This window comes from Acidobacteriota bacterium, from assembly GCA_009838525.1.
In the GTDB taxonomy this organism is placed as follows: Bacteria; Acidobacteriota; Vicinamibacteria; order Vicinamibacterales; family UBA8438; genus VXRJ01.
The window spans coordinates 54,391-79,678 of the sequence record VXRJ01000038.1; the positions used below are offsets into that span (position 1 = coordinate 54,391).

Annotated in this window: 14 protein-coding genes; 4 read left to right on the plus strand and 10 right to left on the minus strand. The window is 67.9% G+C overall.

The genetic code is table 11. From position 1 onward, the window contains the following. Positions 1 to 158: 158 nt before the first annotated feature. Positions 159 to 2,921, plus strand: coding sequence for a TonB-dependent receptor (locus F4Y45_17815; protein ID MXY26362.1), 2,763 nt, complete (start codon positions 159 to 161; stop codon positions 2,919 to 2,921). Here F4Y45_17815 and F4Y45_17820 read toward each other — a convergent pair. From F4Y45_17820 to F4Y45_17830, 3 genes are all read right to left on the minus strand, one after another. After that, positions 2,310 to 6,344 (minus strand): tandem-95 repeat protein, encoded by a 4,035-nt coding sequence (locus F4Y45_17820; GenBank protein ID MXY26363.1) that lies wholly within the window; start codon positions 6,342 to 6,344, stop codon positions 2,310 to 2,312. The two genes, F4Y45_17815 and F4Y45_17820, sit on opposite strands and share 612 nt — an antisense overlap. 694 nt (positions 6,345 to 7,038) lie before the next feature. Then, on the minus strand, positions 7,039 to 8,811 hold the full coding sequence (locus F4Y45_17825; protein ID MXY26364.1) for a PQQ-binding-like beta-propeller repeat protein: 1,773 nt from the start codon (positions 8,809 to 8,811) through the stop codon (positions 7,039 to 7,041). 83 nt (positions 8,812 to 8,894) lie between these two features. Continuing rightward, complete coding sequence (locus F4Y45_17830) at positions 8,895 to 9,245, minus strand: type II toxin-antitoxin system PemK/MazF family toxin (GenBank protein MXY26365.1); 351 nt, start codon at positions 9,243 to 9,245, stop codon at positions 8,895 to 8,897. Between the two features lie 350 nt (positions 9,246 to 9,595). Here F4Y45_17830 and F4Y45_17835 point away from each other — a divergent pair, with 350 nt between their 5' ends. From F4Y45_17835 to F4Y45_17845, 3 genes are all read left to right on the plus strand, one after another. Beyond that, the gene (locus F4Y45_17835) at positions 9,596 to 12,007 is read left to right on the plus strand and encodes a DUF305 domain-containing protein (GenBank protein MXY26366.1); all 2,412 of its coding nucleotides are present in this window, start codon (positions 9,596 to 9,598) and stop codon (positions 12,005 to 12,007) included. Positions 12,008 to 12,077: 70 nt separating this feature from the next. Further along, positions 12,078 to 13,016, plus strand: coding sequence for a hypothetical protein (locus F4Y45_17840; GenBank protein ID MXY26367.1), 939 nt, complete (start codon positions 12,078 to 12,080; stop codon positions 13,014 to 13,016). Between the two features lie 19 nt (positions 13,017 to 13,035). Beyond that, positions 13,036 to 13,485, plus strand: a complete 450-nt coding sequence (locus F4Y45_17845; GenBank protein MXY26368.1) for a hypothetical protein — start codon at positions 13,036 to 13,038, stop codon at positions 13,483 to 13,485. Here the strand turns inward: F4Y45_17845 and F4Y45_17850 are convergent, their stop codons facing one another. Genes F4Y45_17850 through F4Y45_17880 form a run of 7 tightly spaced genes read right to left on the minus strand, consistent with a single transcriptional unit; the run spans position 13,486 to position 25,163 of the window. Then, the gene (locus F4Y45_17850; GenBank protein ID MXY26369.1) at positions 13,486 to 15,366 is read right to left on the minus strand and encodes a tetratricopeptide repeat protein; all 1,881 of its coding nucleotides are present in this window, start codon (positions 15,364 to 15,366) and stop codon (positions 13,486 to 13,488) included. Further along, positions 15,300 to 17,111, minus strand: a complete 1,812-nt coding sequence (locus F4Y45_17855; protein ID MXY26370.1) for a CRTAC1 family protein — start codon at positions 17,109 to 17,111, stop codon at positions 15,300 to 15,302. The genes F4Y45_17850 and F4Y45_17855 overlap by 67 nt, the downstream gene beginning before the upstream one ends. Positions 17,112 to 17,121: 10 nt before the next feature. Further along, positions 17,122 to 19,440, minus strand: coding sequence for a CRTAC1 family protein (locus F4Y45_17860; GenBank protein MXY26371.1), 2,319 nt, complete (start codon positions 19,438 to 19,440; stop codon positions 17,122 to 17,124). Between the two features lie 15 nt (positions 19,441 to 19,455). Next, positions 19,456 to 20,091 (minus strand): carboxypeptidase regulatory-like domain-containing protein, encoded by a 636-nt coding sequence (locus tag F4Y45_17865; protein ID MXY26372.1) that lies wholly within the window; start codon positions 20,089 to 20,091, stop codon positions 19,456 to 19,458. A 24-nt stretch (positions 20,092 to 20,115) separates the two neighbouring features. After that, positions 20,116 to 21,054 (minus strand): hypothetical protein, encoded by a 939-nt coding sequence (locus F4Y45_17870; protein MXY26373.1) that lies wholly within the window; start codon positions 21,052 to 21,054, stop codon positions 20,116 to 20,118. Between the two features lie 51 nt (positions 21,055 to 21,105). Continuing rightward, positions 21,106 to 22,311, minus strand: a complete 1,206-nt coding sequence (locus F4Y45_17875; protein MXY26374.1) for a tetratricopeptide repeat protein — start codon at positions 22,309 to 22,311, stop codon at positions 21,106 to 21,108. Further along, entirely contained in the window at positions 22,215 to 25,163 is a 2,949-nt protein-coding gene (locus F4Y45_17880; protein MXY26375.1) for a TonB-dependent receptor, read from the minus strand. The genes F4Y45_17875 and F4Y45_17880 overlap by 97 nt, the downstream gene beginning before the upstream one ends. Positions 25,164 to 25,288: the final 125 nt, after the last annotated feature.

A 25,288-nucleotide genomic window follows, 5' to 3' on the forward strand; every position in this document is an offset into this window, starting at 1 on the left:
TTTACAAAGCGCCCCGTCAAGTCTGTGAAGAGAGTCGAGGGATCGCGGCCCCGGGATCCGTCTGCCCAGGGCGCCGAGACACGGAGCCACGGTGACACAATGGTGTGTGTGCGGTTCCTCGGTATCGTCCCGGCAGCGACCCACGGAGGGCAGCGACGATGAGACTCACTAGATCGTGGCGAACGGCCTTGCTGATCGTCTTGACCACGCCGGGGTTCGCTGCCGCGCAGGACGCGGCGCTGTCAGGCACGGTCACCGACACGACTGGGCTCGTGCTGCCGGGAGTCACCGTGGAGGCGCGTAGCGCGGCGGGCGATGCGGCCCGCACGGCCGTCACCGACGGCGCGGGCGCGTACCTGATCGCCGCGCCGCCCGGCGTCTACGAGGTGACGTTCAGCCTGCCGGGCTTCGGGCCCGTCGTGCGCGACGGCGTGGAGGTCCGCGCCGGGGCGACGGTCACGCTGGACATCGCGCTGGCGGTGCAGTTGGAGGAACGTGTGGTCGTCGTCGGCAGCCGGGCGCAGCCGCGGTCCGTGACCGCGTCGCAGGTACCCATCGACGCCGTCCCATTCCAGGACGTGATGAGCCAGGGCGCCACGACACTGGACTACCAGTTGCGGACGCTGATCCCGTCGTTCAACGTCGCCACCCACCCGATCAGCGACGCGGCCACGCTCGTCCGGCCGGCTACGCTGCGCAACCTCGCCCACGACCACACGCTGGTCCTGGTAAACGGCAAACGCCGCCACCGCTCGTCGGTCGTCGCGTGGTTCGCGGGCACGACCGACGGTTCGCAGGGGCCGGACATCTCGACGATTCCCGCGATTGCGCTGCGCCAGGTCGAAGTGCTGCGCGACGGCGCGTCGGCGCAGTACGGCTCGGACGCGATAGCCGGTGTCATCAACTTCCTCTTGAGGGACGACGCGGCGGGAGGCAGCGTCGATGTCAGCACGGGAACGTACCGCGCCGGCGACGGCGACGCGTACAACGTCGCCAGCAACGTCGGGCTGCCGCTCGGCGCCAACGGGTTCGCCAATCTCAGCCTGGAGTACGGTCAGGCCGACCCCACGGATCGCAGCGTGCAGCGGGCCGACGCGGCGGCGCTGGTCGCGGCCGGCAACACGGCGGTGGCCGACCCGGCGCAGATCTGGGGCAACCCGACTATCGAGGACGACCTGAAGCTGTTCGGCAACTTCGGACACCTGTATGCCAACGGGTTGCAGTTCTACGGGCATGCCAACTACGCCGACAAGAAGGTGACCGAGGGGTTCTACTTCCGGAACCCGAACACGCGCCAGAACATCTACACCCTCGACGGCGGGCAGACGCTGCTCATCGGCGACGTGCTCCGGGCGAAGGGGATGGGCTCGGCCAACTGTCCGACCGTGAGCGTCACCGGCAACGTTCCGGACCAGGAGGCGCTGGCGCGGGTGTTCGCCGACGACAACTGCTTTTCGTTCCAGGAGATCGCGCCGGGCGGCTTCACGCCGCAGTTCGGCGGCGTGGTCACCGACATGTCGGCTCTCGCTGGCCTCCGCCGGGTCGCGGCCAACGGCCTGACCTGGGACGTGAGCGCCAGCTACGGCTCCCACGAGTCGGACTTCTTCTTCAAGAACACGGTCAACGCGTCGCTCGGCCCGGATACGCCACGCGACTTCGATCCGGGCCTCTACCGGCAGGAAGACGTCAGTCTCAACGTCGACATCTCCTACGCCGTCAGCGAGGTGGTCCACCTGGCGGCGGGCGCCGAGTGGCGCGACGAGAGTTTCACCGTCGGCGCGGGGGATCGGGCGTCGTGGGAGGTGGGGCCGTACGCCGCGCAGGGGTTCGTGCCCGCGTCGAACGGCTTCCCCGGCTTCGCCGACTACACCGCCGGCACGTGGAGCCGCCGCAACGTGGCGGTCTACGGCGACGCGGAGCTGCGGGGCCGCGACGACCGGTGGTCGGTCGGCGGGGCCGTGCGGGTCGAGCGCTTCGACCTGTTCGGGGCGACGGCGAACGGCAAGCTGTCGGCCCGGATCGGGCTGAGCGACGCCGTCTCGCTACGCGGCGGCGTGAGCACGGGGTTCCGCGCGCCGACGCCCGGCCAGCAGAATACGATCAACGTACAGACCTTCCTCAACGACCAACTCGAACTCACCGACAGCGGCACCGTACCGTCCACTTTCGCGGCAGCGCGGCGCCACGGCGGCGTCCCGCTCCGGCCGGAAACCTCGCGCAACGTCACGGCCGGGCTGGTCGTCGACAGCGGTCCGTTCACCCTGACCGCCGACTACTTCCGGGTCGCCATCGCCGACCGCCTGGCCCTGTCAGGAGTCATCAGCACCGACGCGGAGGATCGCGCACTCCTGTTGGCCGACGGGATCACCGCCGCCGAGTCGCTGACCCTGTTCCGGTTCTTCATCAACGACTTCTCCACCCGGACCCAGGGAATCGATGTCGTCTCTACCTGGACGCCGCCGGCCCTGTCCGGCGACACGGTCCTCAGCTTCACGATGAACTACACCGATACGAAGATGACGGAGGAGTCCGACCTGCTTGCTCCCGGCGACGTGCTCGCCCTGGAGCGGGGCGTGCCCCGGACCCGCTGGAACGCCGCCGTCAACCAGCGCGTGGGGCGGATTGGCCTGCTCGGCCGCCTGAGCTACTACGGCGGCTGGGTAGACCTGTTCGACGCGCGGTTCGTCAGTGGCGCGGATGCGCCGGTCCTGAACGGCCGCCCCATCGTCGACCTGGAAATCAGCGTGCCGTTGTCGGAGGACGTGACGCTGGCATTCGGCGGGCAGAATGTCTTCGACACGTTCTCGGACCGAAACGACGTGCTGGCCGACGCGCTCGGCGTCCCCTTCAGCCAGTTCACGCCATGGGGCTTCAGCGGCGGCTACTACTACGTCCGCACCAACTATCGCTGGGGCCGTTAGGAGTCCGTCAAGCCGCCCTCCGATCAGGAAGCGGCGGCCGTAGGGCGACTGGCTGAAACTGCCGAACCATGTCAGCCTGTTGCTCGGAAGCCGCATCCGGTAGTTCCCGCGCACGTCCAGCGCCCACTGCTCCCGAGCAGCGGCGGGCAGATAGCGGCGGTAGACCTCGTCCTGCCACAGCGCGTCGGTCCCGGCCGCCGCGCCCCAGCGCGGCGACACCGACAGCGACGGCCCTTCGCCCTTCTGGCCGCCCACCGTCAGCGTCACCCCCGCGCCCCGCTCCCGGTAGCCGGCCGCCGAGTGCAACGCCAGCGACCGGCCCTGCGCATCGATCCGTACGATGCCGCTCCGAGCCCGCAGCCCGACAGCCACTTCCGCGCCAATGCCCGTCTCGCCCGCGCCGCCGTCCAGCCGCAGGTGCGCCTCGCCGAACGGTTCTATGGACAGCCCGCCAATCCACACCGGCCGCGACACCTCCACCCCGACTCGCTGCTGGTTCACCGCCGCCGCGAGACGGTCGACGGACTCCAGGCCGTCCCCGGTCCGAAGGCGCGCCCACGCCGCGTCTGCCCGGAACCTGAAGGCCGTGCCGCCCGCCCCCACGCCGGCTCTACGCCGCATGTCGACCAGACCGATACCCAGACCGAGGTCGGCGCCGCCCACCAGCCCCGTCGCATCCCGGACGTTCTCGGCAACCCCCCAGCCGCCGCCAGCCATCATCCACACCGACGTCGTCCCGTCCGACCACTGCAGGTACGGTTGCAGCGCCGTCAGCGTCGTCCGGAGCCGTCCGCTCGATGAGCCTACCCGCCAAGCGCCACGGCCGCCGCTGCGCGCCACCGCCACGCCAGCCAGCCAGCGCTCAGATAACCGCGCGTCTACACCCAGGTAACTGGTCCACACGTCGCCGTCGTACCCCGCGTCGTGCCCGAACACCGTCGGCGTGCCATCGAACGCCTGGACATCCCCCTGGCCCCACACGCCCCAGCGTCGACCCTTCCGGGCCTCGCCGGCTCCATCGCCGCCCAGAGCCAAGTGGAACTCCGTGCCGCGCAACAGCGCGTCGGGACCGACCCCGGAACCTCCGAAGCCGTACAAGCCACGGGCCATGCCGGACAGCCCACCTGCCAGCATCCGCTCGGCCGCCGCACGCGCCGCCGTCTTCCCTAGCGGCACCGGTCGGCCCATCACCGTCAGCCGCGAGCGTCCATCGACGCCCGCCGTCACCCGCCGGCCCATCGTCATCCGCGCGCTCGCCAGATGCGACCGCGCCATCGCCGCCAGCGTGTCACCCAGCACCGCCCGCACTAGCCGGTCGTCGACTCCCACCGCGAACGTCTGCGTCGCCGTCAACCCGCCTGGGTCCTCGGCAGTGACCGCCACGGCCGCCGACCCATACACCACTGGCGTCAGCGTCAGCAATGTCCCGGCGACCGACACCGTCACCACGTCCGCGTCGGACGACGCCGCGTGGTAAGTCAGCGCGTCCCCGTCGATATCGTCGAAGTACGGCGTCAGGTCCACTTCAGCCGTGCCGCCCCCCTCGTCGAGCACCTGGTCCGGGATCACACCGACCGCCACCGGCGCATCGTTGACCGGCAGCACCGTCACCTGCACGGTCGCACTGGCCGTCTCGCCGTCCGGGTTCGCGACCACGTAGGTGAATCGGTCGCGCCCGTGGTAGTCCGCCTCCGGCGTGTAGGTCACGCCACCGCCCGAGGCGACGACCACCGCCCCGTGCGCCGCCCCCGATGCCGTCTCCACCCGCAGCTCGGCGCCGCCCGGATCCGTGTCGTTCGCCAGCACGTCCACCGTCACCGCCTCGTCTTCCAGCGTCACAACCTCGTCGTCCGCCGCAGCCGGCAGCCGATTGGCGACTTCCACCGCGCAGGTGGCCGACGCCGAGCCGCCCCGCCCATCGGTTACTCGGACGCGGAACGTCACGCGCCCAGCTTCATCGGGCGCCGTCCACCTCGCGGCTGCGCCGTTGGTCGCGCCGCCGAAGCGGCCGGCCGGCGCGCTCCAGACGTGGGTCAGCGGGTCACCGTCCGGGTCCGACGCGGTCGCTGTCAGCCGCACCTCCCCGCCCTGAGACACTACGCGCGGATCGCATGAAGCCGACACCGTGGGCGCCTGGTTCGCTGGCGGATCTTCTTCATCGTCGGTAATGGTCAGCGCGACATCGGCGGGGCCCGCCACACCGACGGAATTGGTCGTCGTGCCGGACACCATCACCGCCTTGTCGGCCGCATACACCGCGTTGTCCACCGCGGTGATGGTCACCTCGCCCGTGCTCGCGGTGCTTCCCGCCGTGATGGTCAGCGTGCGGTTGGCCGAGAGCGTGGAGTCGTCAGCGACGGCTGGAGCCATCGGCGTCACGGCCACTTCGATCGTCGTCACCGCGTCCGATGCGATGTCCAGCGTCGCCGTCACCGTGGTGACGCCACCGTTCTCCGAGATGGTGGTTGAAGACAGGTCCAGCGCCACGACCGGCAGAACCGGCGTCGTTGCCGAGACCGGCGGCGGAGCCTTGCCCACGCCGCCGTTCAGCTTGCCGCTCCACACGCCACTCGGTGTCGTGGCCGCAACCAGTACTCCATCCGGAGTGGTGTCCGTTCCGCCCCACAGGTGGAATCCTTCCCGGTTCATTGACGCCGCTTCTATCTGGTAGGTCCTGCCGGGCGTTAGCCCGGTGAAGGTCAAATCCGTTGTGGAGCCGACGTTTCGCACCACGTAGTACCGATAGCCGCCGCTGGTCCCCTCCCGAATGCCCAGCCGCACCCACGGATGGGTTCCGCCCGATACCCGCACCGTGACTGCGTTGAATGTTGTTCCTTGCACAACCAACGGGTGCATCGGACGTGGCTGCCGCGGGGCGCGAATGTACAGATCGAATGGCTGATCCTCGGACACCGTCCCTTGCGTCGCCGTCACCGTGCACTGCGTGCGCTCCGTGGTGGAGTGCACGTGCCCCTCGGAGTTGGCGGTGACAACCAGCTTCCCGGCATCCTCCGTGCCGGCGGCGCCGACGGTCACCGACTCGTAGTAGTCGAGGTAATCCGCATCGCACGCCTTCAAGGCGAAGGTGACGCCGGTCCCGTCTCCAGACAGGTAATCAGTTAGCGTGAACTTCGTCCACGTGGCGTAGTACGTGACGAGGGGGAGATCGTCGTCGTCCACGTCCCAGATGGCGGTTTGGGCCGTTGCGTGCGCGCCGCCACCCAAGGCCACTGCGATAGCCGCTGCGCACCCCCACCCCACGGGGGCCGGGGGAGGCGACAAGTGATCTCGGAGGAACCGTCGCCGCTCTCGCATTCTCTCTACCAACGACGTCAAGTTGGCAACCAGAGCCATCAGCGCCTCTAACTCTGTCTTGCCAGTCTGGTGCCGTCTCGCCTTCGGGGGTGTAGAAGACGACGACATCGATCACCGACGCCGCGCTTGCGTCTGAGCCGGCGTCGGGATTGGAGTCGACACGGGCGATCCGAGGCGACCCGCCGTCCCGCTCCGCGCTGGGGTGGCTGGCTGGTTCTCCAGACGTGACGCCGCTCGGATAGCCGACGTGACCAGGCTGGATTCGGGCCGAGGCGCGTCCTTCGCCTGCAACCCCAGCAGCATGCGGCCCGGGCACGCGGCGCCATCGTGCTCGACGCGCCGGGTGTTCTCCGATCCGCGGGCGCCTCCTGGGCATGAATCGGTGTGCTGAATGCCAGGACACGCAACCATATAGAGGGCCAGTGGCCCTCTCATCGTGCCTTGCTCCTGCCGCAGCCTGTGACTTAGCATCCCGCGAAGGGAATGTTAGCCAACTTAGTGTGATTATTGGGTGATATAAAGCTTTGTGATAGTGATAAGATCGAGGTTATCGAGTCATGGCCCTTAAGTTGTTCCTCTGGAAGGGGGAGAGCCGCACTACTGCCCTCCGGCCGGCCTGGATCGCCGCCGCGGGGCGGGCAGTGATGCCGCAGCGATCAGCGCTGCGCCGGGCCGGCCGCGTGTCCGTCGAGATACGCCGCCCAGTCGTGCATGAGCCGCCGTGGGCGGTCGAACAGGTCCGACCGCCCTAGGCCGCTTCGACCTTGTTCTGCACCGCGTGACCCTGGTGGAACCACCCTGGTCATTCAGGAAGCGCGAATACGAAGATGTTGTTCCCTGCGCTGGGCCGAAGCTCCGGCGTCAGCCGGGCGAAGCCGGAGGCAGTGGCCGCCCAGCCGGTGCTGGCCACGACGTACTGCCGGCCATCGACAGCGTAACTGATGGGGAAGCCGGTGATCGGCGAACCAAGATTGATCTCCCACAGCACGTCGCCGGTTTCCTGATCGAACGCCCGGAACCGGCCGTTGACGTCGCCGCCGAAGACCAGGCCGCCTCCCGTGGTGACGAGCGACATGGTGCCGGCGCGCTGCTCGTGAATCCAGGCGGTCCGGCCGGTCTCGGCGGAGATCGCCTGGACGGTTCCCACCATCTCGGTTCCCGGTGCGATTTGCGTGCGGACGCCGAGGGCATAGGCCCGCTGGTTTCCCTCGTGCGTCGTCAGCATCCGCGCGCACGCGTTGCGGAGCGGCATGTACATCATGTTCGTCAGCGGGCTGTAGGCGCCCGCTTCCCAGTCCTTGCCGCCGATCAGCGTCGGACAGGCCAGTACTTCCTGACCCATCGCGCTGAAGACGACCTCGGCGTTCTCGGTGACGTCGCCGGTGGCGCCGTCGATGGCGCTGATGACGTTCTGGGCGACGGTGGGCGTGGCCCAAAGGAACTCGCCGGTCTCGCGGTCGAGGGTGTAGACGAGGCCCGTCTTGCCGGGGACACCGGTTATCACCTTGCGCACCTCGCCGCGCTCGATCCGCGGGTTGATCCAACTCACCGCATCCGGATCGGGAGCGACCGCGGTGTCGACGAGCAGCCGCTCGAAGGGGTGGTCGAGATCCCAGTGATCGTTCAGGTGCTGGTAGTACCAGACGATCTCGCCGGTGTCGGCGTCGAGGGCGAGCGTCGAGTTGTGGTAGAGGTGGGCCAGCTCGGCGCCCCCGAGCAGGAACTTCGGTGCGGGCGCGGTGACCGAGGTTCCTATGTAGATCAGGTTCAACTCGGGATCGTAGCTCGGCACCATCCAGGCGCCGACGTGCTTGCGATCCTCGAACGGCACGTCGCCCCAGGTCTCGTCGCCCGGTTCCCCGGGAGCTGGAATCGTGCGACGGCGCCAGAGTTCCTCGCCCGTCGTCGCGTCGTGGGCGACGATGACGCAGGCTTCCGGGCCGCCCCGCGGCGAGCAACTCCGTCCCGAGATCACCTTCCCGTTGGCAATGATCGGCCCCGAGCTCTGCAGCGCCGGGTTTGTCTCGTAGTCGAGGATCCGGGTTTCCCAGACCTGCTCGCCGGTTGCCGCGTCAAGCGCGAAGACATAGCCGTCCGCGCTGGTGTCGATGATGCGGTCGCCATAGATGGCGAGGTTCCGGTTCGTGGTGGCAAGTCCGCGCGTGGCGGTGTCCTCCGGCAGATTTCGGCGGTACTCCCAGAGGAGATCGCCGGTGGCGGCGTCGATCGCCTGAATGACGTCCCGCGGGTTCGGCAGATACATCACCCCGTCGTAGGCGAGCGGGGTCGCCTGCTGGCTGCCCTCTCCCATGCCGCGCGACCAGACCATGCGCAACGCGCCGACGTTCTCCCGGTCGATCTGGTCCAGCGGGCTGTAGCCCCAGCCGTCGAGCGTGCGGCGCCACATGAGCCAGTCCGCCGGCGCCGGATCCTGAAGCACCGCGTCGGTGACCGGCACGAAGTCGCTGCCCGACTGCGCCTCGACGCCTGGGAACGCCGGCGTAAGGAAGAGGGCGGCAAGTGCCGCAAAGGAGCGGCGTAGCGTGGATCGCTCGACGCGGGTCCGGTGCAACATGCGGGGCCTCCTCGCCAGACGGGCGCCGCCCGTAACCTGCCTGGACGACGCGCTCTACGGTATCAGCTTGCGCGCTCCCAGATTCAGACGGGGTCGAAGCCGAGTGTCACGCGGACTGCCGTTTCGACATCGCGAAGCTCCTCGACCGCGAGACGCGCGATACGAGTACGAAGCCGGCGCCGATCGAGCGAGCGGATCTGATCGCCGAGCGCCCGGGCCTCCCGGCCCTCGACCGACACGATTGCCTCTCCCGGGTACAACGACGCGACGTTGCTCGTCAGTGGTACGACTACCACTCGGGAACCGAAGCGGTTACACGCGTCGTTGGAGAGAACGACGGCCGGTCGCGTCTTGCGGATCTCGGTGCCCTGCGCCGGATCCAGCGACACCCAATAAACGTCGCCCCGGCGCGGGTGCCCTTCTACTGCGGCCAGTCTTCGACCTCCGTGGTCTTCCAAGTGTCCGCCAGCTCCGTTCGCCACGCTTCCCGAGACGCCGCCTTGTACCCGGCTTCGAGTGCCTTACGGTCGGGATGAAGCCGAGCGCGCACGGCTTCACTGATGAAGCGGCTGATGCCCTTGGGGGGGCAAGAGTCCTTCAACTGCTGATAGAGAGCTTCGTCCATGGTGATATTGAGCCTTACAGGCATGGCAATGCTCCTACCTCGCGCCCCGCGTGTATTACGTATTATATACAGGATCCAGTGGGTGCGAGACGGTCTTCAGGAGTTACCTCCGTTAGAATGCACCGGAACACGCGTGCCCAGTTCGGCGGGAGGCCATCCATGAATTGCCAGTATCTCCACAAGCCGTTCCCGGCCGCCGTCGCGGTGGCCGGCGTAGCGTTCCTGTCGCTCGGCGCGGCAGCGAGCCAGGCGCAACAGCCACCCATCGTGCAGCCCGGCGCGCCAGGTGAGCCGAGCCGCTCGATCTCGGCGGCCGAGGCTTCCGATCTCGCTGCCATTCGCTATAGCGAGGCCGACGTGAGGTTCATGCAGGGGATGATTCCCCACCACGCGCAGGCGCTGGAGATGACCGCGTTGCTCGAGACCCGCACCACGAGTGACGCGATGCGTCAGATGGCGCAGCGCATCGAGCTTTCCCAGGAAGACGAGATCGAGATGATGCAGGAGTGGCTGCGCGAGCGCGGCCAGACGGTTACGGCGACGGATGCGCATCACGCACCCGACTGGATGCCGATGCCGGGAATGCTGACGCCGGAGGAGATGGACCAGCTCGAGGCGGCGGAGGGAGTCGCGTTCGACCGTCTCTTCCTCGAACTGATGATCAAGCACCATCGCGGCGCTCTGACGATGGTCGAGAACCTTCTGGATCAGCGTGGCACGGCGCAGGACTCGCAGCTCTTCGCGTTCACCTCCGACGTAGAGGCGGACCAGAGCATGGAGATCGACCGAATGGACGCCATGCTCGCGCAGTTGACCGTCGATCCGCGGGTTGGTCTCGCGGCCGGCTTCGATGACGCCGGCGAAGCCATCTGGAACATGGCGCTCGTGGCGACGCGCCCGAAGCCAGACGGCTTCTTCGATCGCAACGCGGAGGCGGAGAGAGAAGAGGAAGACGAGGAAGACGACGCCGAAGAGGCGGAAGAGGAGGAGACGCCTCGGCGGCGCGGAATGCTCAACTTCGGCAACACCGACCTCGCCTTCGCCGGCGACCAGGTGTTCGTGGGGAGCCACCACGGGTTCAACACGTATCGCGTCGAGGTTCCCGCCTCGCCCCAACTCGTTACCTCCGTCGTCTGCCCCGGCGGTCAGGGCGACGTCTCGGTGGTGGGCAACCTGCTGATCATGTCGGTCGAGCAGACGCGCGGACGCGTCGACTGCGGCTTGCAGGGCGTCGCGGAGCCGGTGAGCGAAGAGCGCTTCCGTGGTATCCGGGTCTTCGACATCAGCGACATGCGGATGCCCCGGCAGGTGGCGGCGGTGCAGACGTGCCGCGGATCGCATACCCACACCGTGGTGACCGACCCGGACGACGAGGGTAACCTCTACGTCTACGGATCCGGCGCCGCGTCCGTTCGCTCCGGGGAGGAACTGGAGGGTTGCTCCGACGAGTTGCCGGCCGAGAACCCGGAGACCGCGCTATTCCGGATCGACGTCATCCGGATCCCGGTGGCGCGGCCGGAGGAGGCGGACGTTGTCAATCGGCCGTTCGTGTTCCGGGATCCCGAGACCGGCCGCGCCGCTGGCCTGTGGCGCGGCGGCGACCACGGGCCGGGCACGCAGAGCACCCGCGAAAGCAACCACTGCCACGACATCACGACCTTCCCGGAGTTGGGTCTGGCGGCCGGGGCCTGTGCCGGGAACGGCATCCTGCTGGACATCTCCGATCCGGTCAATCCGGTCCGGCTCGACGATGTCGTCGACCCCGGCTTCGCCTACTGGCACTCGGCAACGTTCAACAACGACGCCACCAAGGTGATCTTCACGGACGAATGGGGTGGTGGCGGGCGCCCGCGCTGCCGCGCGTCGGATCCCCGGAACTGGGGTGCGAACGCCATCTACGACGTGGTCGACGGCCGTCTGGAATACCGCAGCCACTACAAGCTGCCGGCGCCGCAGACCGAGCGTGAGAACTGCGTGGCGCACAATGGCTCCCTCGTCCCGGTGCCGGGGCGCGACATCATGGTGCAGGCCTGGTACCAGGGCGGCATCTCGGTCTTCGACTTCACAGACTCCGTGAATCCGGTCGAGATCGCCTACTTCGACCGTGGTCCGATCAACAGCGAGCGGCTCGCGATGGGTGGCTACTGGTCGTCGTACTGGTATCGCGGCTACATCTACGGCACGGAGATCGCCCGCGGGCTCGACGTGCTGGAGCTGTTGCCGAGCGAGTACCTGACGGAGAACGAGCTCGCGGCGGCCGCGTCGGTCGCGCCGGCCGAGTTCAACGCCCAGCAGCAGCGCGGCATCGACTGGTCGCCGCGGCCCGTGGTCGCCCGCGCCTACCTCGATCAGCTCGATCGCACCGACACGCTCTCCGCGGCGCGCCGCGCGGAGCTGTCGGGCCTCCTCGACCGCGCGGACGGAACGGACGCCGACGCAGGCCTGGCCGCAGAGCTGGTTGCCGCGGCAGACGAGGTCGACGGCGAGAGCGCCGGCGTGTCCGACCGCAGCCAGGAGCGGATCCGCGCCCTGGCCGAGACCCTGCGGGGCATCGCGGATCGCCTGCGATAGAGATCATCCACCGGCGGCTGGACCTGACGCCACTCTCGGTGACGTGCGGCCGCCGCGTTAAACTGGAGCTATGGTCACCCGGCCGCCGCGTACCGTGTTCTTCGGGGCGGCGCTTGCGTTCAGCCTGGTCGTGAGTGGCGCACCGTGGGGCATGCTCCAGGTAGCGTGGGCTCAGGACCAGACGCTCTTCATGGCGTTCACCGATGCCGACGGCGCGCCGGTCAGCGACATGACGCCCGAAGAGATCATCATTCGGTGGGACGAGATGCCGTCCGAGGTCCGCGAGATCGAGCCGATCAACTGGCCCGCCCGGGTGACCGTGTTCGTCGACAACGCGACGGAGAGTCAGACCGTTCTGTCGGACATGCGCGAGGGATTGACGCGTTTTCTGGGGGCGCTTCCCCCGGATATCGAAGTGGCGATCGCGACGATCGCGGGACGCCCCCAGTTTCGGGTCGAGCACACCACTGACCGCGGAGCCCTGGCCGACGCGGTCGGCGCGCTCGCGAGCGAGGGTGGCGCCGCGACGTTCTTTGACGCGTTGTATGAGGAAGCCGAGCGGCTGGATGACGATGACGACCGGGAGTATCTTCCGGTCATCGTGATGGTTGCTGTCGCTGGGTCCGAGGGGAGCGGCCGGGCTCGAGGGCAGAACCTTGAGCGAATGATGGACCGGCTGTACGACAACGCGGCCGTCGTTCATACGCTGTTGTTGCCGTCTCCGGTGAGTGGCGTTGCGGGCACCCAGGGGAGACCCCAGACGCGATGGGGAACCGACATCGCAGCCGCGACTCGGGGCTCGTTCGCGGACCTCGGCGTCGCGACCGACTATCGGACGCGGCTGCCGGAGCTTGTTGGCGACATTTCCCGCCGGCACAAGCTGACCAGTCATCAGTTCCGGGTGACCTACCGGCCGCCGGATGACGCATCCGACCAGCCTCGCGTTCAGGTGGGATCGGCGCGCCCCGGCATCACGGTGTGGCCGACCGATAACGGCAACATACCGTAGGCTCTGAGAGGAGGAGCCAATGAACGGCCGACACATCGCGCTCGTCGCGCTGGCCCTGCTGGTTGCGCCGGCCGTCTTTGCTGCCGACGTGCTGGAGTTCCGGAAGGTGGACGTGTTCATTGCCGACCAGAACGGTAACGAGCGCAAGCGGGATGCGCGGCTGGAGATAGACGCCGATGCCGGCGAGATCCGGCTTGTCGACGAGAGGCGGGGGGCTTCGCGCGCCACCTACGCGGTCATCCCCATCGACCAGCTTGCCGGCCTGTTCTACGAGGCCGAACTCGGCTCGCGCTGGGGCGGCGTCATCGGCGTCCGCCCCGCCAGACACTGGCTGGTCATCACGTCCGACGTGCTTCCGTCGGGGCAGATGCGGGTCCGGCTCGATGAGGACAACCAGCGGGAACTTCGCTTCGCCCTGCGGGCGGCCACCGGGATCATCGACGACCTGGGTCCGCAGCGGGCGCGGTGATCAGCGGTCGAGCAAACCCGGCTCGACCGGCGGCCCGGGCCGGTGCTCCGGGTCATCGTCTCGCCACGGCGTCCGGGAGGGCGTGGAACTCCGGTACAGTGCCAGGTTGGCCGCCATCCGCTGCGCGACGTCGGCTCGTCCTGCCGCCGCCGCGCCCGCCATCGCCCGGCGCTGCCACTCCATGGCTTCCGTGTAGCGACCCAGCTCCGCCAGCGCCATGGCCATCGTCTCGGCCAACGCCGTCGTGTCGTGCTGTTCCACGAGCGCCTGGGTCAGGTCGAGGGCTTCCTGGCCGCTGCGCACGCCGGGGTCGGAAGATGCCGCGAGCAGGCGCGCGGCGGCGAGCGGAAACGCCGGCTCGTCGGGGTAGAGGCCCGCAGCCGAACGCAAGCGCTCCAGCGCCTCTTGATGGCGCGCCAGACGTACGAGCGCCATCGCTTCGCCGAAGTGTGCTTCCCTGGACCTCGGTTCGAGGGCGAGCACCTGTTCGTACGACGCCAGCGCCGCATCGAGCCGGTCGGTGCGCCGCAGCACGTCGGCCAGCCTGAGGTGCGCCTCGCTGAGGTTGGGGTCGTGCGTCACGGCGGCGGTGTACCGGTCGATGGCTTCCTCGTAGCGGCCACTCCGCTCCAAGAGGGTGCCCATCGCAAAGTGCGCCCGCGCAAGTCCGGGATCCAGGCGGACGGCCTCCTCGAACTCGTCCATGGCGGCGCGCGCGTCCGCCGTGCGGTTCAGGGCCAGACCGAGGTTCAGGCGCATGGTCGGATCGCCGGGCGCCATCTCGACCGCGCTCCGGAACTGGCGGACGGCCTCGGGCCAGTCGCCGTTCGCTCCGGCGTAGAGTCCGAGATCCCAATAGACCTGCGGGCTCCGGAGCGCGGTTCCGACCTCCGCCATCAAGGGGTCGGGCACGGCGACGCCCGCCCCGTCGCCCGCGCCGCCCCCGCTCCGTTCCAGGTGGAATTGCGCTTGATCGAGGTCGCCGAGTCCGCGGTACGCGATGGCGAGAGGGTAGTGGACCGTAGTCGCGGCGGGGTTCAGGCTCAACGTCTCCTCAAGCAGTTCCACCGCGGTCGCGTAGTCCCGCTGGGCGACGGCGGCTCGGCCCAACTGGAACAGGATCGCCTGGGTGCCGGGGTGGAGCGAGCGGGCTCTCTCCAGAACCGGGACGGCCGCTTCCGGATGGCCGTCGTCGATGTAGACCAGAGCGAGCCACGTGAGGGTCGCGAGATCGTTGGGTTGCAGGCGGAGCGCCTGCTCGAAGTACTCGACCGCGGCCGGCAGCCGGCCCTTGCTCCGAGCCAGGTGCCCCAGATAATAGGGCCAGCGGAAGTCGTCCGGGGCGAGCCGTTGGGCGTTCCGAAAGCAGCGCTCCGCCTCGTCCAGATATTCGCTCGCCATCAGGAGCCGGCCCAGGTCGCCGTAGGTCCCGACAAGAGCTCCACTCCGAACTGCATCCGTTGTCCCGGCCGCGCCCTCCAACGCCAGCGCCGTCAGCGACGCGTGCGCCTCCCGCAACTGTTCCCGGACGGTCTCGTGAACGCGGCTCAGGTCGGGGAGCACCACTGGCAATAGAGCCCCCTCGGCTTCGGTGCCCTGTGATGCGGCGGCTGCTCCGATCGGGCCGCCAGCGGCCCACCCATCGCCGGCTCCGAAGAGCAGGCACACCGCCGCGACCCTGCCCACTAGCGCGCCAGCGGTGCGCCGGCGTCCACGCCGGCATTTGCTGTTCTCCTGCCGGCCTGGAGGCCGGCGGACCCCTGGCGCACCCTTGCGGGCGCGCCGGGCACGGCGCGCCCGACTTGCCGCGGCAGTCATTCCCGGCGCCGCCCGCGGCCCTCTTCGAGCGTCAGCCACTGGTTCACGGGGACGTCCGTCCATTCCTCCTCGCGACCGCTCGGCCAGATGACGCGAACACGCTCCACCGCGGACGCCGCGCCCAGGCCGACCAGGACTCTCGGATCGTTGGCCGACGCGTAGCTGCCGTCGCTTCTCGCGCGGCGCCACAACGCGGGGCCGGAGTCGCGGAAGACGCCGACTCTCGCGCCCAGCATGTCACGGGGGCCGTCGCCTCCGACCAGCCGCAGGCCGAGCCATCGGTTGCGGTGGCCCAGGTTGTTGATCAGCAGCCGCGCCGGCCCGTTGTTGTTGGTGATCAGCACGTCGTAGTCGCCGTCGTTGTCCACGTCCCCGAAGGCGGCCCCTCGGCTCACTTCGGACAGTGCGAAGACGGCGCCGGCCTGCTCGCCGACCTCCTCGAATCTCCCGTTACCCAGGTTGCGGAACAACTGGTTGGGTTGATCCAGCCGTAGCGGTTCCCCCGCTCCCGCCGGTGCGTCCGCGGTCCTGCCGGCGTAGCGCTGATGGCTGGCCTGGACCGCCCCGTTGACCGCCAGCAGGTCCAGCCAGCCATCGTTGTCGTAGTCGAACCACGCCGTGCCGAATCCCGTGTAGGCCACGCTGGGCGCCCCGAGCCCGGTCGTCGCGCTCCGATCCTCGAACAGGCCCGTACCGTCGTTGAGGTAGAGCGTATTGGTTTCCCGGGTGAGGTGGGTCATGAAGAGGTCGTCGTCGCCATCGCCGTCGAAGTCGCCGGCGTCGACGCCCATGCTCCCTTCGGTCCGGCCGTCGCCGTTGAGCGCCGCGCCCGCGAGCAGGGCGCCGTTCGCGAAGGTCCCGTCGTGCCGGTTCATCCACAACTGGTTCGGCTCGCCGTCGTTCGCAACGTAGATGTCCGGCCACCCGTCCGCGTCCAGGTCGGCGGCCACGATGCCGAGTGTTGCGCCGTAATCGGTCGCCACCTGCGCCTCGGCCGTGACGTCGACGAACGTTCCGTCTCCCCGATTGCGATAGAGGCGGTCAGGAACCGATGCAAACGCGCTCGGTCCGCAATAGTCCCGTTCCCCGGTTCGCGTGAAGCACTCAGGTTGCCGCGCATCGAGGCGGTGGTCGAGGTAGTTGCCGACGTAGAGGTCGAGCCAGCCGTCGCGGTCGACGTCAGCGAACGCGGCCGACACGCTCCACCGGGAGTCCCCCGTGCCGGTTTCGTGGGTGGCGTCGGTGAACGTCCCGTCGCCGTTGTTGAGGAACAACTGGTTCGCTCCCAGGCTGGTGCGGTACAGGTCCACCCAGCCGTCGTTGTTCACGTCGCCGGCCGCGACGCCCATGCCGTAGGAACTCGGCTCGAGGCCGCTTCCGTCGGTGACGTTCGTGAAACGGAGCGTGCGCGTGCCGTCCGGGTGTACCTCGAGGTCGTTCCGGTACAGGCGATCCGTTAGCGGTCCGGCTTCGGGCGGGGTCGTGGCGCCGCCCTGCGTATCGTCCGGGCCGAGCGCGCCGCCCTGCACGAGGTAGACGTCGAGGTCACCGTCATTGTCGAAGTCGAACAGCGCGGCGCCGGGACCCAGGATCTCGCTCACATAGAGCTTGCCGGAGCTCCCGTTGACGTGCACGAAGTCGATCCCCACCGCCTCCGCCCGATCCGTGAACCACGCCTCTTCAGCCGGAAGCGTCGAGGACTGGGGCGCCGCGTGGACGCCGTCGGAGGTCGCGGGGAGGGAACCAAGGCCCACAAGGAGCAGGCTGGCGGTTGCCCCGCAGCCGAGGTAGTGACGCCTCACGCGCACCCGGCGATTATCACACGCCGCCGAGTGTCAACATCCTCAATGGCAGGGTCGAGTAGGCCTCCTCGCCCTCCACGATGCGGATGGTCCGGTCAACCGGCAGATCGTCGAACGTCTGCGTGAGGCCGGTCGTGGGCCAGAGGACCTCGAGACGTTCGATGCGCGCCGCCGTCCCGAGCCCGATGGTCTGCCGGAGGGGATTGGCGCCGAAACTGCCGCCGCTGTTGACGTGGCGGTAGACCGAGCGCGTGACGCCAGTGTCCCCGTCGACGATGACGACGCGGATGCGCGCGCCGATCGCCGAACGGTTGGACCGGACGCCCTCGAGCTGCACCGTGATCCAGTGGTTCCCGAAGCCCGGATTCTCGTAGAGAGCGTTGCCGAACCGGTCGCCCGGGAACGCTCCGCCCATCTGCTGGAAGATGTCCTGATCGCCGTCGTTGTCGAGATCCGCGAACGCCACGCCGTGGCCCTTCTGGAGATGGCCGAAGCCCCCCGAATAGGTCACGTCGGCGAAAGCGCGCCCGCCCCGGTTCCGGTACATCACGTTCGGCATCACGCTTTGGTACGGCGGATAGCCGGTGCCCAGGTAGAAGTCCGGATAGCCGTCGCTGTCCAGGTCTCCGAAATTGGATCCCATGGGCGCGCTGGGTTCGGTCAGGCCGTATCGCCCAGAAACCTCTTCGAATGCGCCGCCGCCGGCGCCCCGATAGAGTTGCGCCGTCTCGATGTTCAGCGGCAGGCCCAGCGCGCTGGCCGCCAGGTGCTCGATGCGCGCGGTATACGCCGAGACGTACAGATCGAGGAAGCCGTCGTTGTCCACGTCCCAGAACCAGGCGGGAAAGCTCCAGGTCGGCCGTGCAACCCCAAGGCGCGGTGCTTCGTCGACGAACGTCCCGCGACCGGTATTCCGGTAGAGGCGATTCTCCGCGCCGAAGTTGGACACGTACAGGTCAGGCAGGCCGTCGGCGTCGTAGTCACCCCAGACCACCGCCTTGGCATACGCGTGGTTGGCCACCCCAGCCGCGTCGGCCACGTCGGTGAACGTGCCGTCGCCGTTGTTCCGAAAGAGCTGGCTCGGGGCGGGAAGGGACTCGGATGCCTCGTTGCCGACATACAGGTCGAGATCGCCGTCGTTGTCGTAATCACCCCAGGCCGCCGTCTGGCTCGGGTAGTGCGTTTCCCCGAGACCGGCCTCGAACGTCACATCCGCGAACGTGCCGTCGCCGCGGTTCCTGAGCAGCGAGTTCGGGTGGCGGCCGTCTGTGCCCAGCCACGCGCCGCGCAGTACCAGCAGGTCCAAATAGCCGTCGTTGTCATAGTCGGCCTGGACCATGTTCAGCCCACCGTACAGCCCGACGAGGCCCGCCTCTGCGGTGCGGTCCGTGAAGGTGCCATCCTGGTTGTTCCGGAAGAACCGGAGTTGTCCCTGTGCGTCCCACGTCGAGACGACGACGTCCAGGTAGCCGTCGTTGTCGAAGTCGTCGGCGATCACCCCGCCGCAAATGTCGAACGTGTCGAGGCCAAGGCCGGGCGCGATGTTGTCGAACCGGGGAATCTCCTCCGCCGACTGGAACGTCTCCGGCGGAAGCCGATACGGTTCGGGAACCTCGTCCGGGTAGCCGCCCACCGTCATGTAGGCGATGTTGAGCAGCCAGCGCGCCGCCAGGTGCTGCTGTGCGGGGCTGTCCAGGGTAGCCGGCGATGACCGGTCCGCCGTCCAGTTGCGGGCGCCCACCGCGGTCGGCGCGTCCTCCGGGATGGGCGAGCGTTCCAGCGCCTCGGTCAAGGCAGCGATCGCTTGCCGTGACGGGGCTTGTTGGGTGTGTACCGCACCTTCGCGAAGCGGCAGGATGCAGGCGTCCGGGTTAGGATGCTGTGCGCAATTCCGGGTCTCGGCGAGCCGCAGCCAGGCGATGCCGAGCCGGTAGGCGTTGTAGCCGAGAATGATCCGGTTCGCTTCGATTTCCGGCACCATGTCGCGGGCGTCGGTCAGGAGACGGATCGCCTCGGCTTCGTTCCCGAGGCGCAGCTCCTCATCGGCCAACCGCACCATCAGCCGCCAGCGGTTGGTGCTCAGTTCCGCCGGTGGAATGGCAGCCAGCCGTTCCCGGAGTTCCCGTGCCATCCGGTCGCCCAGGTAGGTGTTCGTCTCGGGAGTCTCGTCCGCCAGCCGTTCGAGCAGGTCCAGCATGCGCTGGTGGCCGGGGGACGGGGCCGGACGCGCCTCGCCGGTCGATGAGGCCGGCTGAGTCGCGGCGAGATCGGTCAGGTCGGGCACGGCCAGCGCCGCACCCGCGACGACGATGCCGAGCACGGCCCGAAGACGCATCCCGCGACGTTCCTGCTACTTCTTGTTCAGCGTCGTCTCGCCCCAGGCGAGAGTGAGGAACTGGTTGGTCTGCGCCGTGAGCGTAAGCGGCTCTCGGATCGTGTACTTGTCGTCGGGTCCGTCGTAGTCGCGCACGGTCAGGACGGCGTCGAGATCCTGAACGTAGTAGGTGCCTTCCCCTTCACCGTCCGCGTCCTCGAACTCGAACATGCCGTCCGGCGTGAGCGTGAGGCTGAAGACTCCGCCCTCGTCTTCGTACTCGAACTCGTCGTTCAGGACCTGCCCGAGGGGAAGCACGGCGAGCTCGATGGGCTCCTGGCGGCGGCCCAAGCGGCCGGGGGCGCCCCTTTGCGTGCGCATCTCGCGAAGCTGGCGGACGCCCTGGTAGCCCGCGAGGGTGTAGGTGAACTCGTACGCCGTCGTCTCGAGACCAAGGATCAGGTACTCGCCGTCCTCGTCGGTGACGGCCGAGAACGTGCTGCCGCCGCCGTCGGCCTGCCGGGCCTCTACCTGGACGCCTTCGAGGGCGTTGCCCCAGGCGTCGACGAGCCTGCCTTCCGCCCGTACCATCTGCGCATGTGCGTGAGGTGCGATGAGCGTGGCCAGAGCAACCGTCGCCGTTGCCGTCGCGAGTGCGCGAAACCGCATCATCTGTTTTCTTCCGGCGAGGGTACGCTACGGGACGTTACCGTCGCGGGTCGCCATCATGTTGACGTCCTGGCGCGATGTCAGCACCTGAATGGCCGACTGTTCGCTAGCTCCCTCCGGCGGCTCGTAGGTTATGCGGTACTGGTTGCTTACAAGCCGGTGCTTCCGGGCGACTTCCTCCGCCAACTCCGGCAGTTGCGTGCGGAAGCCGAGAGCGGAGCTCAGCCCTTCGTAGCTCCCTCCCGTTATCTGTCCTATGTCCATGCCCCAACGCATCTGGTCGCCGCCCTGCTTGACCCCGGTGACCGACGTGAAGGTGTACATCCGCGTGTGGAGCGTGGCGCTGTTGTCCATTAGACGCTCCATCATCTCGCGAAACGGTCTCTCGCGAACCCGCGAGCTCCCCTCGGGGCCGTTGGTTGCGACCATCACGATGACCGGAAAGTACTCCCCCTCCTCGTCCTCGTGCATCCGCTCCGCTTCTTCGTACAGCGCATCGAGAAAGCTGGCCGCGCCGTCCATTTCAGGCGCTATCACGCCGATCGCGTTTTCCAGCTCCGTCCGGTCGGTGGTGTGCTCGGACCAGAACTGCGGCCGACCGCCGATGGTCGCAATCGCCACCTCGATGTCCTGCGGAAGCGCCTCGAGGAAGAGCCGCAGGCCCTCGCGCATGTGGTCCAGAACCGGTGGACTCGCCAGTCCGTTGTCGACGAACACGGTTACCCGCACCGGCCAGTTGATCGGCTCCAGGCTGAGAGTCTCGCTCCGCTCGCCGTCGGTCTCCACGATCACCTCCTCCCGGGTCACGTCGGTAACCGGGACGCCGTTGGCGTCGGTGAAGCTGATGAAGAACGACTGGGTCTGGGCCGACGCGACCTGGCCGGTCCAGGGCGCGGCGACTGCGACTACGACGAGGGCGGCGAGTATGCCGGCGAAGGGCCGGCGCCGCGTGGATTCGGCAGCCATGTCAGGAACCTCCGTTGAGAACCGCCAACGCGTACCGATGCCCGATAGGCATCAGGGGAGCGCTGCGAGCATCCCCTGGGCCTGCGCCCCTTCCGCTGAGTCCGGGGCAAGGTCGACGACCTTCTGGAATAGTACCTTGGCGCCCTCGATGTCCCCCCGGTTCAACGCCAGCATGCCCAGCTTGAGCACGGGGGCCGGCCACTCGGGATCGGCGGCGGCGGACTTTTCGTACCAGCCGGCGGCGGCGTCGACGTCACCGGCCTCGAACGCCACTTCCCCCAGGTTGTATAGATCCTCACGCGACGCGTCACCCTCCGCCGCGGCAAGGTCTCCGGCGGCGTCGAGGTCGCCCATCAACAGCCTGGTCCGGGCGATCTTTCTCTCGATCGCCTCGTCGTCCGGTGTCGCCGCTTGATACCGCTCGTAGGCGGCGACCGCCGCGCCGAACTCCGCCATGGCCCGATGCGCGTCGCCGATGTCCTGATGCAGCGTGGTTATCTGCGGCCATCTCTCAAGCAGTTTCGTATAACCGTCGATGGCGGTCCGGTAGTCCTCGTTGTTGTAGGCGGCGTCGGCCGCGATGAGATCGGCCTTGGCCTGTTCGATTTCCGGATTCGCGGCATCCGCCAAACCGGCCAGGGCGCCCTCGACTTCCACCTCCGCGTCCACCTTGAGGGGCGCCATGTAGAACTCGATGGGCTGGAGGCAGTTCTGCATCTTGGTCGCCGTGCATGCGGCCGACCCGCGTTGCGTCACCTCGATCCGCATCAGGGAATCCTCGTAGCCCTCGGCCGACACCATCGTGTTCCAGATGCCGCTCTGCATCCAGGTCAGCGCGAAGCGTCCGTTCTCGTCCGTAAGCGTTTCGAGGGGATCGGCGGTCGTGAGCCGACTGCCGTCGGGCGAGAAGATCGGAGGGTCGGCCCGGACAAGGGCCCCCACGACCGGATCCCGCGTGCCTTCGATGTACACGCGGCCCTGAATCCGGCCCTCCTCCTGGGTAAGACCCTCTGACGGACCCAGCAGGAGGATCGCTGCGGCGGCGAGAAGGCAACGGCGCCGTCGGGAGACGCTCATGGCAGCTTCGACGGGAATGCGGCGGGGGCGGTCACGCGCACGAACTGAATGCGCTTGACCGCCCCCAACCGAAAAGCTCCGCCCTAGAAGTACATCTGGACGCCCCACGTCAACTGGCGGCCATCGATGATGCTGATGATGCGGTTGAAGTCGGGATTCTTGATGCCTCCGCCGCCCCATCCCCGGTTGCGGTCCGTGACCCGGGCCCGGTTGAAGAGGTTGCTGGCGTCCATGTAGACGCGCGTCCGAATATCGCCGGTGGTGAAGGTCTTCGAGAACCGGATGAGCAATTCCGTCGTGTAGTCCTCGAAAACGGTCCCCGGCTCGATCAACTCCACACCCAGGGTGGGATTCGCGTCGTCGACGTCACCGACAATGAGACCGGGGAAGTCAGTCGTGTTGATGGTGTAGCTGGCGCTGATGGGCCTCCCCGGGAATATCTGGAGGAGTCCCGAGACCATGAAGTCGCCCGGCAGCGGCAGGGCTCCCGACAACTTGCCCATCGGCCGGTACGGCATCCGCGTCTCACAGAATCGCATCCGGTTGGGATTCTCGAGTATCCCGTGCGCGCACCGGTGGTCTGTGGTCGTGCCCGCCGTGATGCTGCCGGTCATGAAGCCGCCGCGGGGAAGCTCCCCGTCGACAATCACCTCGAAACCGTTCCACGTTCGCCAGCGATGCGGATCGTTGGTCAGGCGGTCGTTGCCGGTCTGGATGTCGATGCCGGGGCGGGTGACATAGATCGGAATCCGGACGCCCTGGGCGTTCGGCGGCAGATCGGGGTCGGTCGGCCCGGTCCACGTTCCCGCCATCATCCAGTCGGCCACCGACGTGTTCAGGTTGTCCTCCCAATTGAAGTTGGCGTAGCTCCGGCGGTGGAACATCGCGCTCAGCGCCCAGCCGGCGCCCAGTTGGCGCTCGAGGCCGGCGGAGTACTCCCAGTTGGTGCCGCGCCGCAGCGTGTCGTCGTACTGGGTCTGGATGATCGACGTTCCATAGTTAGGGTTGTTCGAGGGGCCGACCTCGTTGACCTGCGGCGTTCCGTCAGGATTCAGCGCCGTGCCGTCGCCGTTGAGGTCCGTCCAGGGCCGCCAGTCCAGCATGTCGTAGGGGTAGATCGGATTGAACCCCTGGGTCAGGCCGGTCCCCTCGTTCGCCACGTAGCGCCCCGCAGAGGCCTTCACCGCCGTCGAGCCGTCACCGAACAGGTCGAACGCGAAGCCGAACCGCCCGCTGTAGTTCCGCCAGTTCGGGATGTTCTCCACGACGGGATCCGGCGTCGTGAGCTCCGGCGCGAAAAAGCCCGCTGCCCGGGTCCCTCCCGGCACCGAGTTCTGGAACCAGTCGAAGCGGAAGCCCGCGTTCACGGTCAGCCGCTCCATCGTCCAGGCATCCTGCACGTATACCCCGCAGTCGCAGTCCTGAATGATCCCCTGGCGCTCCGCCCCGTTGCCGCCCACGAGGATTCCGATGGGCCACCCGTTGAAGAAATAGCCCGCGAAGATGTCGCCCGGCGGCGAGTACGCAAGGGCCGTCCGGTTGTTCGCGAAGTTGATGCCCGCCTTGAAGTTATGCGAACCGGTCACGTACGAGATGGACGCGTTGATGCGCCGGTGGAAGTCGTGGTTGTGGTGGTTCTGGAACGAGCTGTTGTACTCGGTGTTCTGTGCGACATCGATTTTCGCCATGCGAGGCTCGCCATGATCCACCGGAGTGGTGTTGACGTCGGCCTGCATGAACGAACCATGCACCTCCACGAGCAGCCGGTTGGTTATCGGCGCCGTCCAGCGGCCGGTGGCCATTACTGTCGGATGCCCGTTGAAGGTGTACCAGGCCTCCGGACCGATCCGCCGCCCGCCTGTGTTGAACGCGGCGACCGACGACTTCGGCTCCTGGAAGTAGCTCCACGTCAGCTTGTTGCGCTGGGTGAGCTGGTGCGTTATCCGCACGTTGTAGTTGCCGTTGGCGCTCCCGGACCACGCCCGCAACTGCTCCGGCGAGCAGCTTCCGTCGCCGCACATCTCCCGGATGCTGTCCGGCGTAGACGGCTGGGCCGGATCCCAGAACTGGTCGAGGACGAAGCTCTTGTTCCGGTTTTCGATCATCGAGGCGAAGAACCAGAGCTTGTCCCGGATGATGGGACCGCCGGCCGCGGGGTTGAAGCTGTAGCGGTAGTCAACCGGCGCGAACTCGAAGCCGAGGTCCTTCAGCGCCTGGTTCTGGTTGTCCCATTCGAATCTCCCCGTCGTGCCCTGCAGGAAGAGGTTGTAGGCGTACTCGTTGCCGCCCGCCTTCGGAACGATGTTCGTCCGCACGCCGCTCTGGGCATATTCCGCAGACTGCGAAGAAGTGTCGAAGACGATCTCCGTAACCATCGCCTCGTTCGTGACCGTTCCGACGCCGGCCGACCACTCGTTCCGCCCCTGGAGCTGTCCTCCGGTCTTGATGCCGTCGACGGCGGGCTGGCCGTCCAGCGGGTCGGATCCGTGCAGGCTCGGCAGGTTGCTGCGGTTGTTGTCGCCCTCGCCAAGAACCGTTCCCGGCACGTAGGCGGCGGCGCTCCGGATGCCCGCCGCTCCCGGCAGCACGTTCACGCGCTCGGACGGCATCACCGATTGCTGCCGCGTGGTCCTCACGTCGACGAGCGGCGCCGTCCCGGCCACGGTCACGGTCTCTTCAACGCCGCCGACGTTCATCGAGGCGTCGACCTCGGCCACGAACGCGCCCGACAGGACAACGCCCTCGCGCACTATGGTGGAGAAGCCGGGAAGGGTGAAGGTCACCGAATAGGTGCCCGACGGCAGATTGATGAACTGGTAGTTCCCGGCGCCGTCCGAGAACACCGTGCGTACCTGCTCGATCAGCGCCGGGCTGCGCGCCTCGACGGTCACGCCGGGCAGGATGCCCCCGGTGTCGTCCTGGACGTTGCCGGCGATGCCCGCCTCGTCCTGCGCCAGGGCGACGGACGGGGCAAGCGCAAGGCTGACCAGGCAGACAAGAGTCAATGAAAGTAGCGATGCGCGGCTCTGCATGCTGTGCTCCCCCTCTAGTCGAAACTGAGCCGATGTAAGCAACTGCTCACTGCGACACTACGCCGACTATTCACGGGAGTCAAGCCCGTTGGAACCCGCCTTTACCACGCCGGGCCGGGCCGTGA

Excerpts from the sequence above, each read along its gene's own strand:
- F4Y45_17815 (MXY26362.1), top strand. The coding sequence starts at position 159 with ATGAGACTCACTAGATCGTGGCGAACGGCCTTGCTGATCGTCTTGACC.
- F4Y45_17820 (MXY26363.1), bottom strand. The coding sequence starts at position 6,344 with ATGTCGTCGTCTTCTACACCCCCGAAGGCGAGACGGCACCAGACTGGC.
- F4Y45_17825 (MXY26364.1), bottom strand. The coding sequence starts at position 8,811 with ATGTTGCACCGGACCCGCGTCGAGCGATCCACGCTACGCCGCTCCTTT.
- F4Y45_17835 (MXY26366.1), top strand. The coding sequence starts at position 9,596 with ATGAATTGCCAGTATCTCCACAAGCCGTTCCCGGCCGCCGTCGCGGTG.
- F4Y45_17840 (MXY26367.1), top strand. The coding sequence starts at position 12,078 with ATGGTCACCCGGCCGCCGCGTACCGTGTTCTTCGGGGCGGCGCTTGCG.
- F4Y45_17845 (MXY26368.1), top strand. The coding sequence starts at position 13,036 with ATGAACGGCCGACACATCGCGCTCGTCGCGCTGGCCCTGCTGGTTGCG.
- F4Y45_17850 (MXY26369.1), bottom strand. The coding sequence starts at position 15,366 with ATGGACGGACGTCCCCGTGAACCAGTGGCTGACGCTCGAAGAGGGCCG.
- F4Y45_17860 (MXY26371.1), bottom strand. The coding sequence starts at position 19,440 with ATGCGTCTTCGGGCCGTGCTCGGCATCGTCGTCGCGGGTGCGGCGCTG.
- F4Y45_17865 (MXY26372.1), bottom strand. The coding sequence starts at position 20,091 with ATGATGCGGTTTCGCGCACTCGCGACGGCAACGGCGACGGTTGCTCTG.
- F4Y45_17870 (MXY26373.1), bottom strand. The coding sequence starts at position 21,054 with ATGGCTGCCGAATCCACGCGGCGCCGGCCCTTCGCCGGCATACTCGCC.
- F4Y45_17875 (MXY26374.1), bottom strand. The coding sequence starts at position 22,311 with ATGGGGCGGCGGAGGCATCAAGAATCCCGACTTCAACCGCATCATCAG.
- F4Y45_17880 (MXY26375.1), bottom strand. The coding sequence starts at position 25,163 with ATGCAGAGCCGCGCATCGCTACTTTCATTGACTCTTGTCTGCCTGGTC.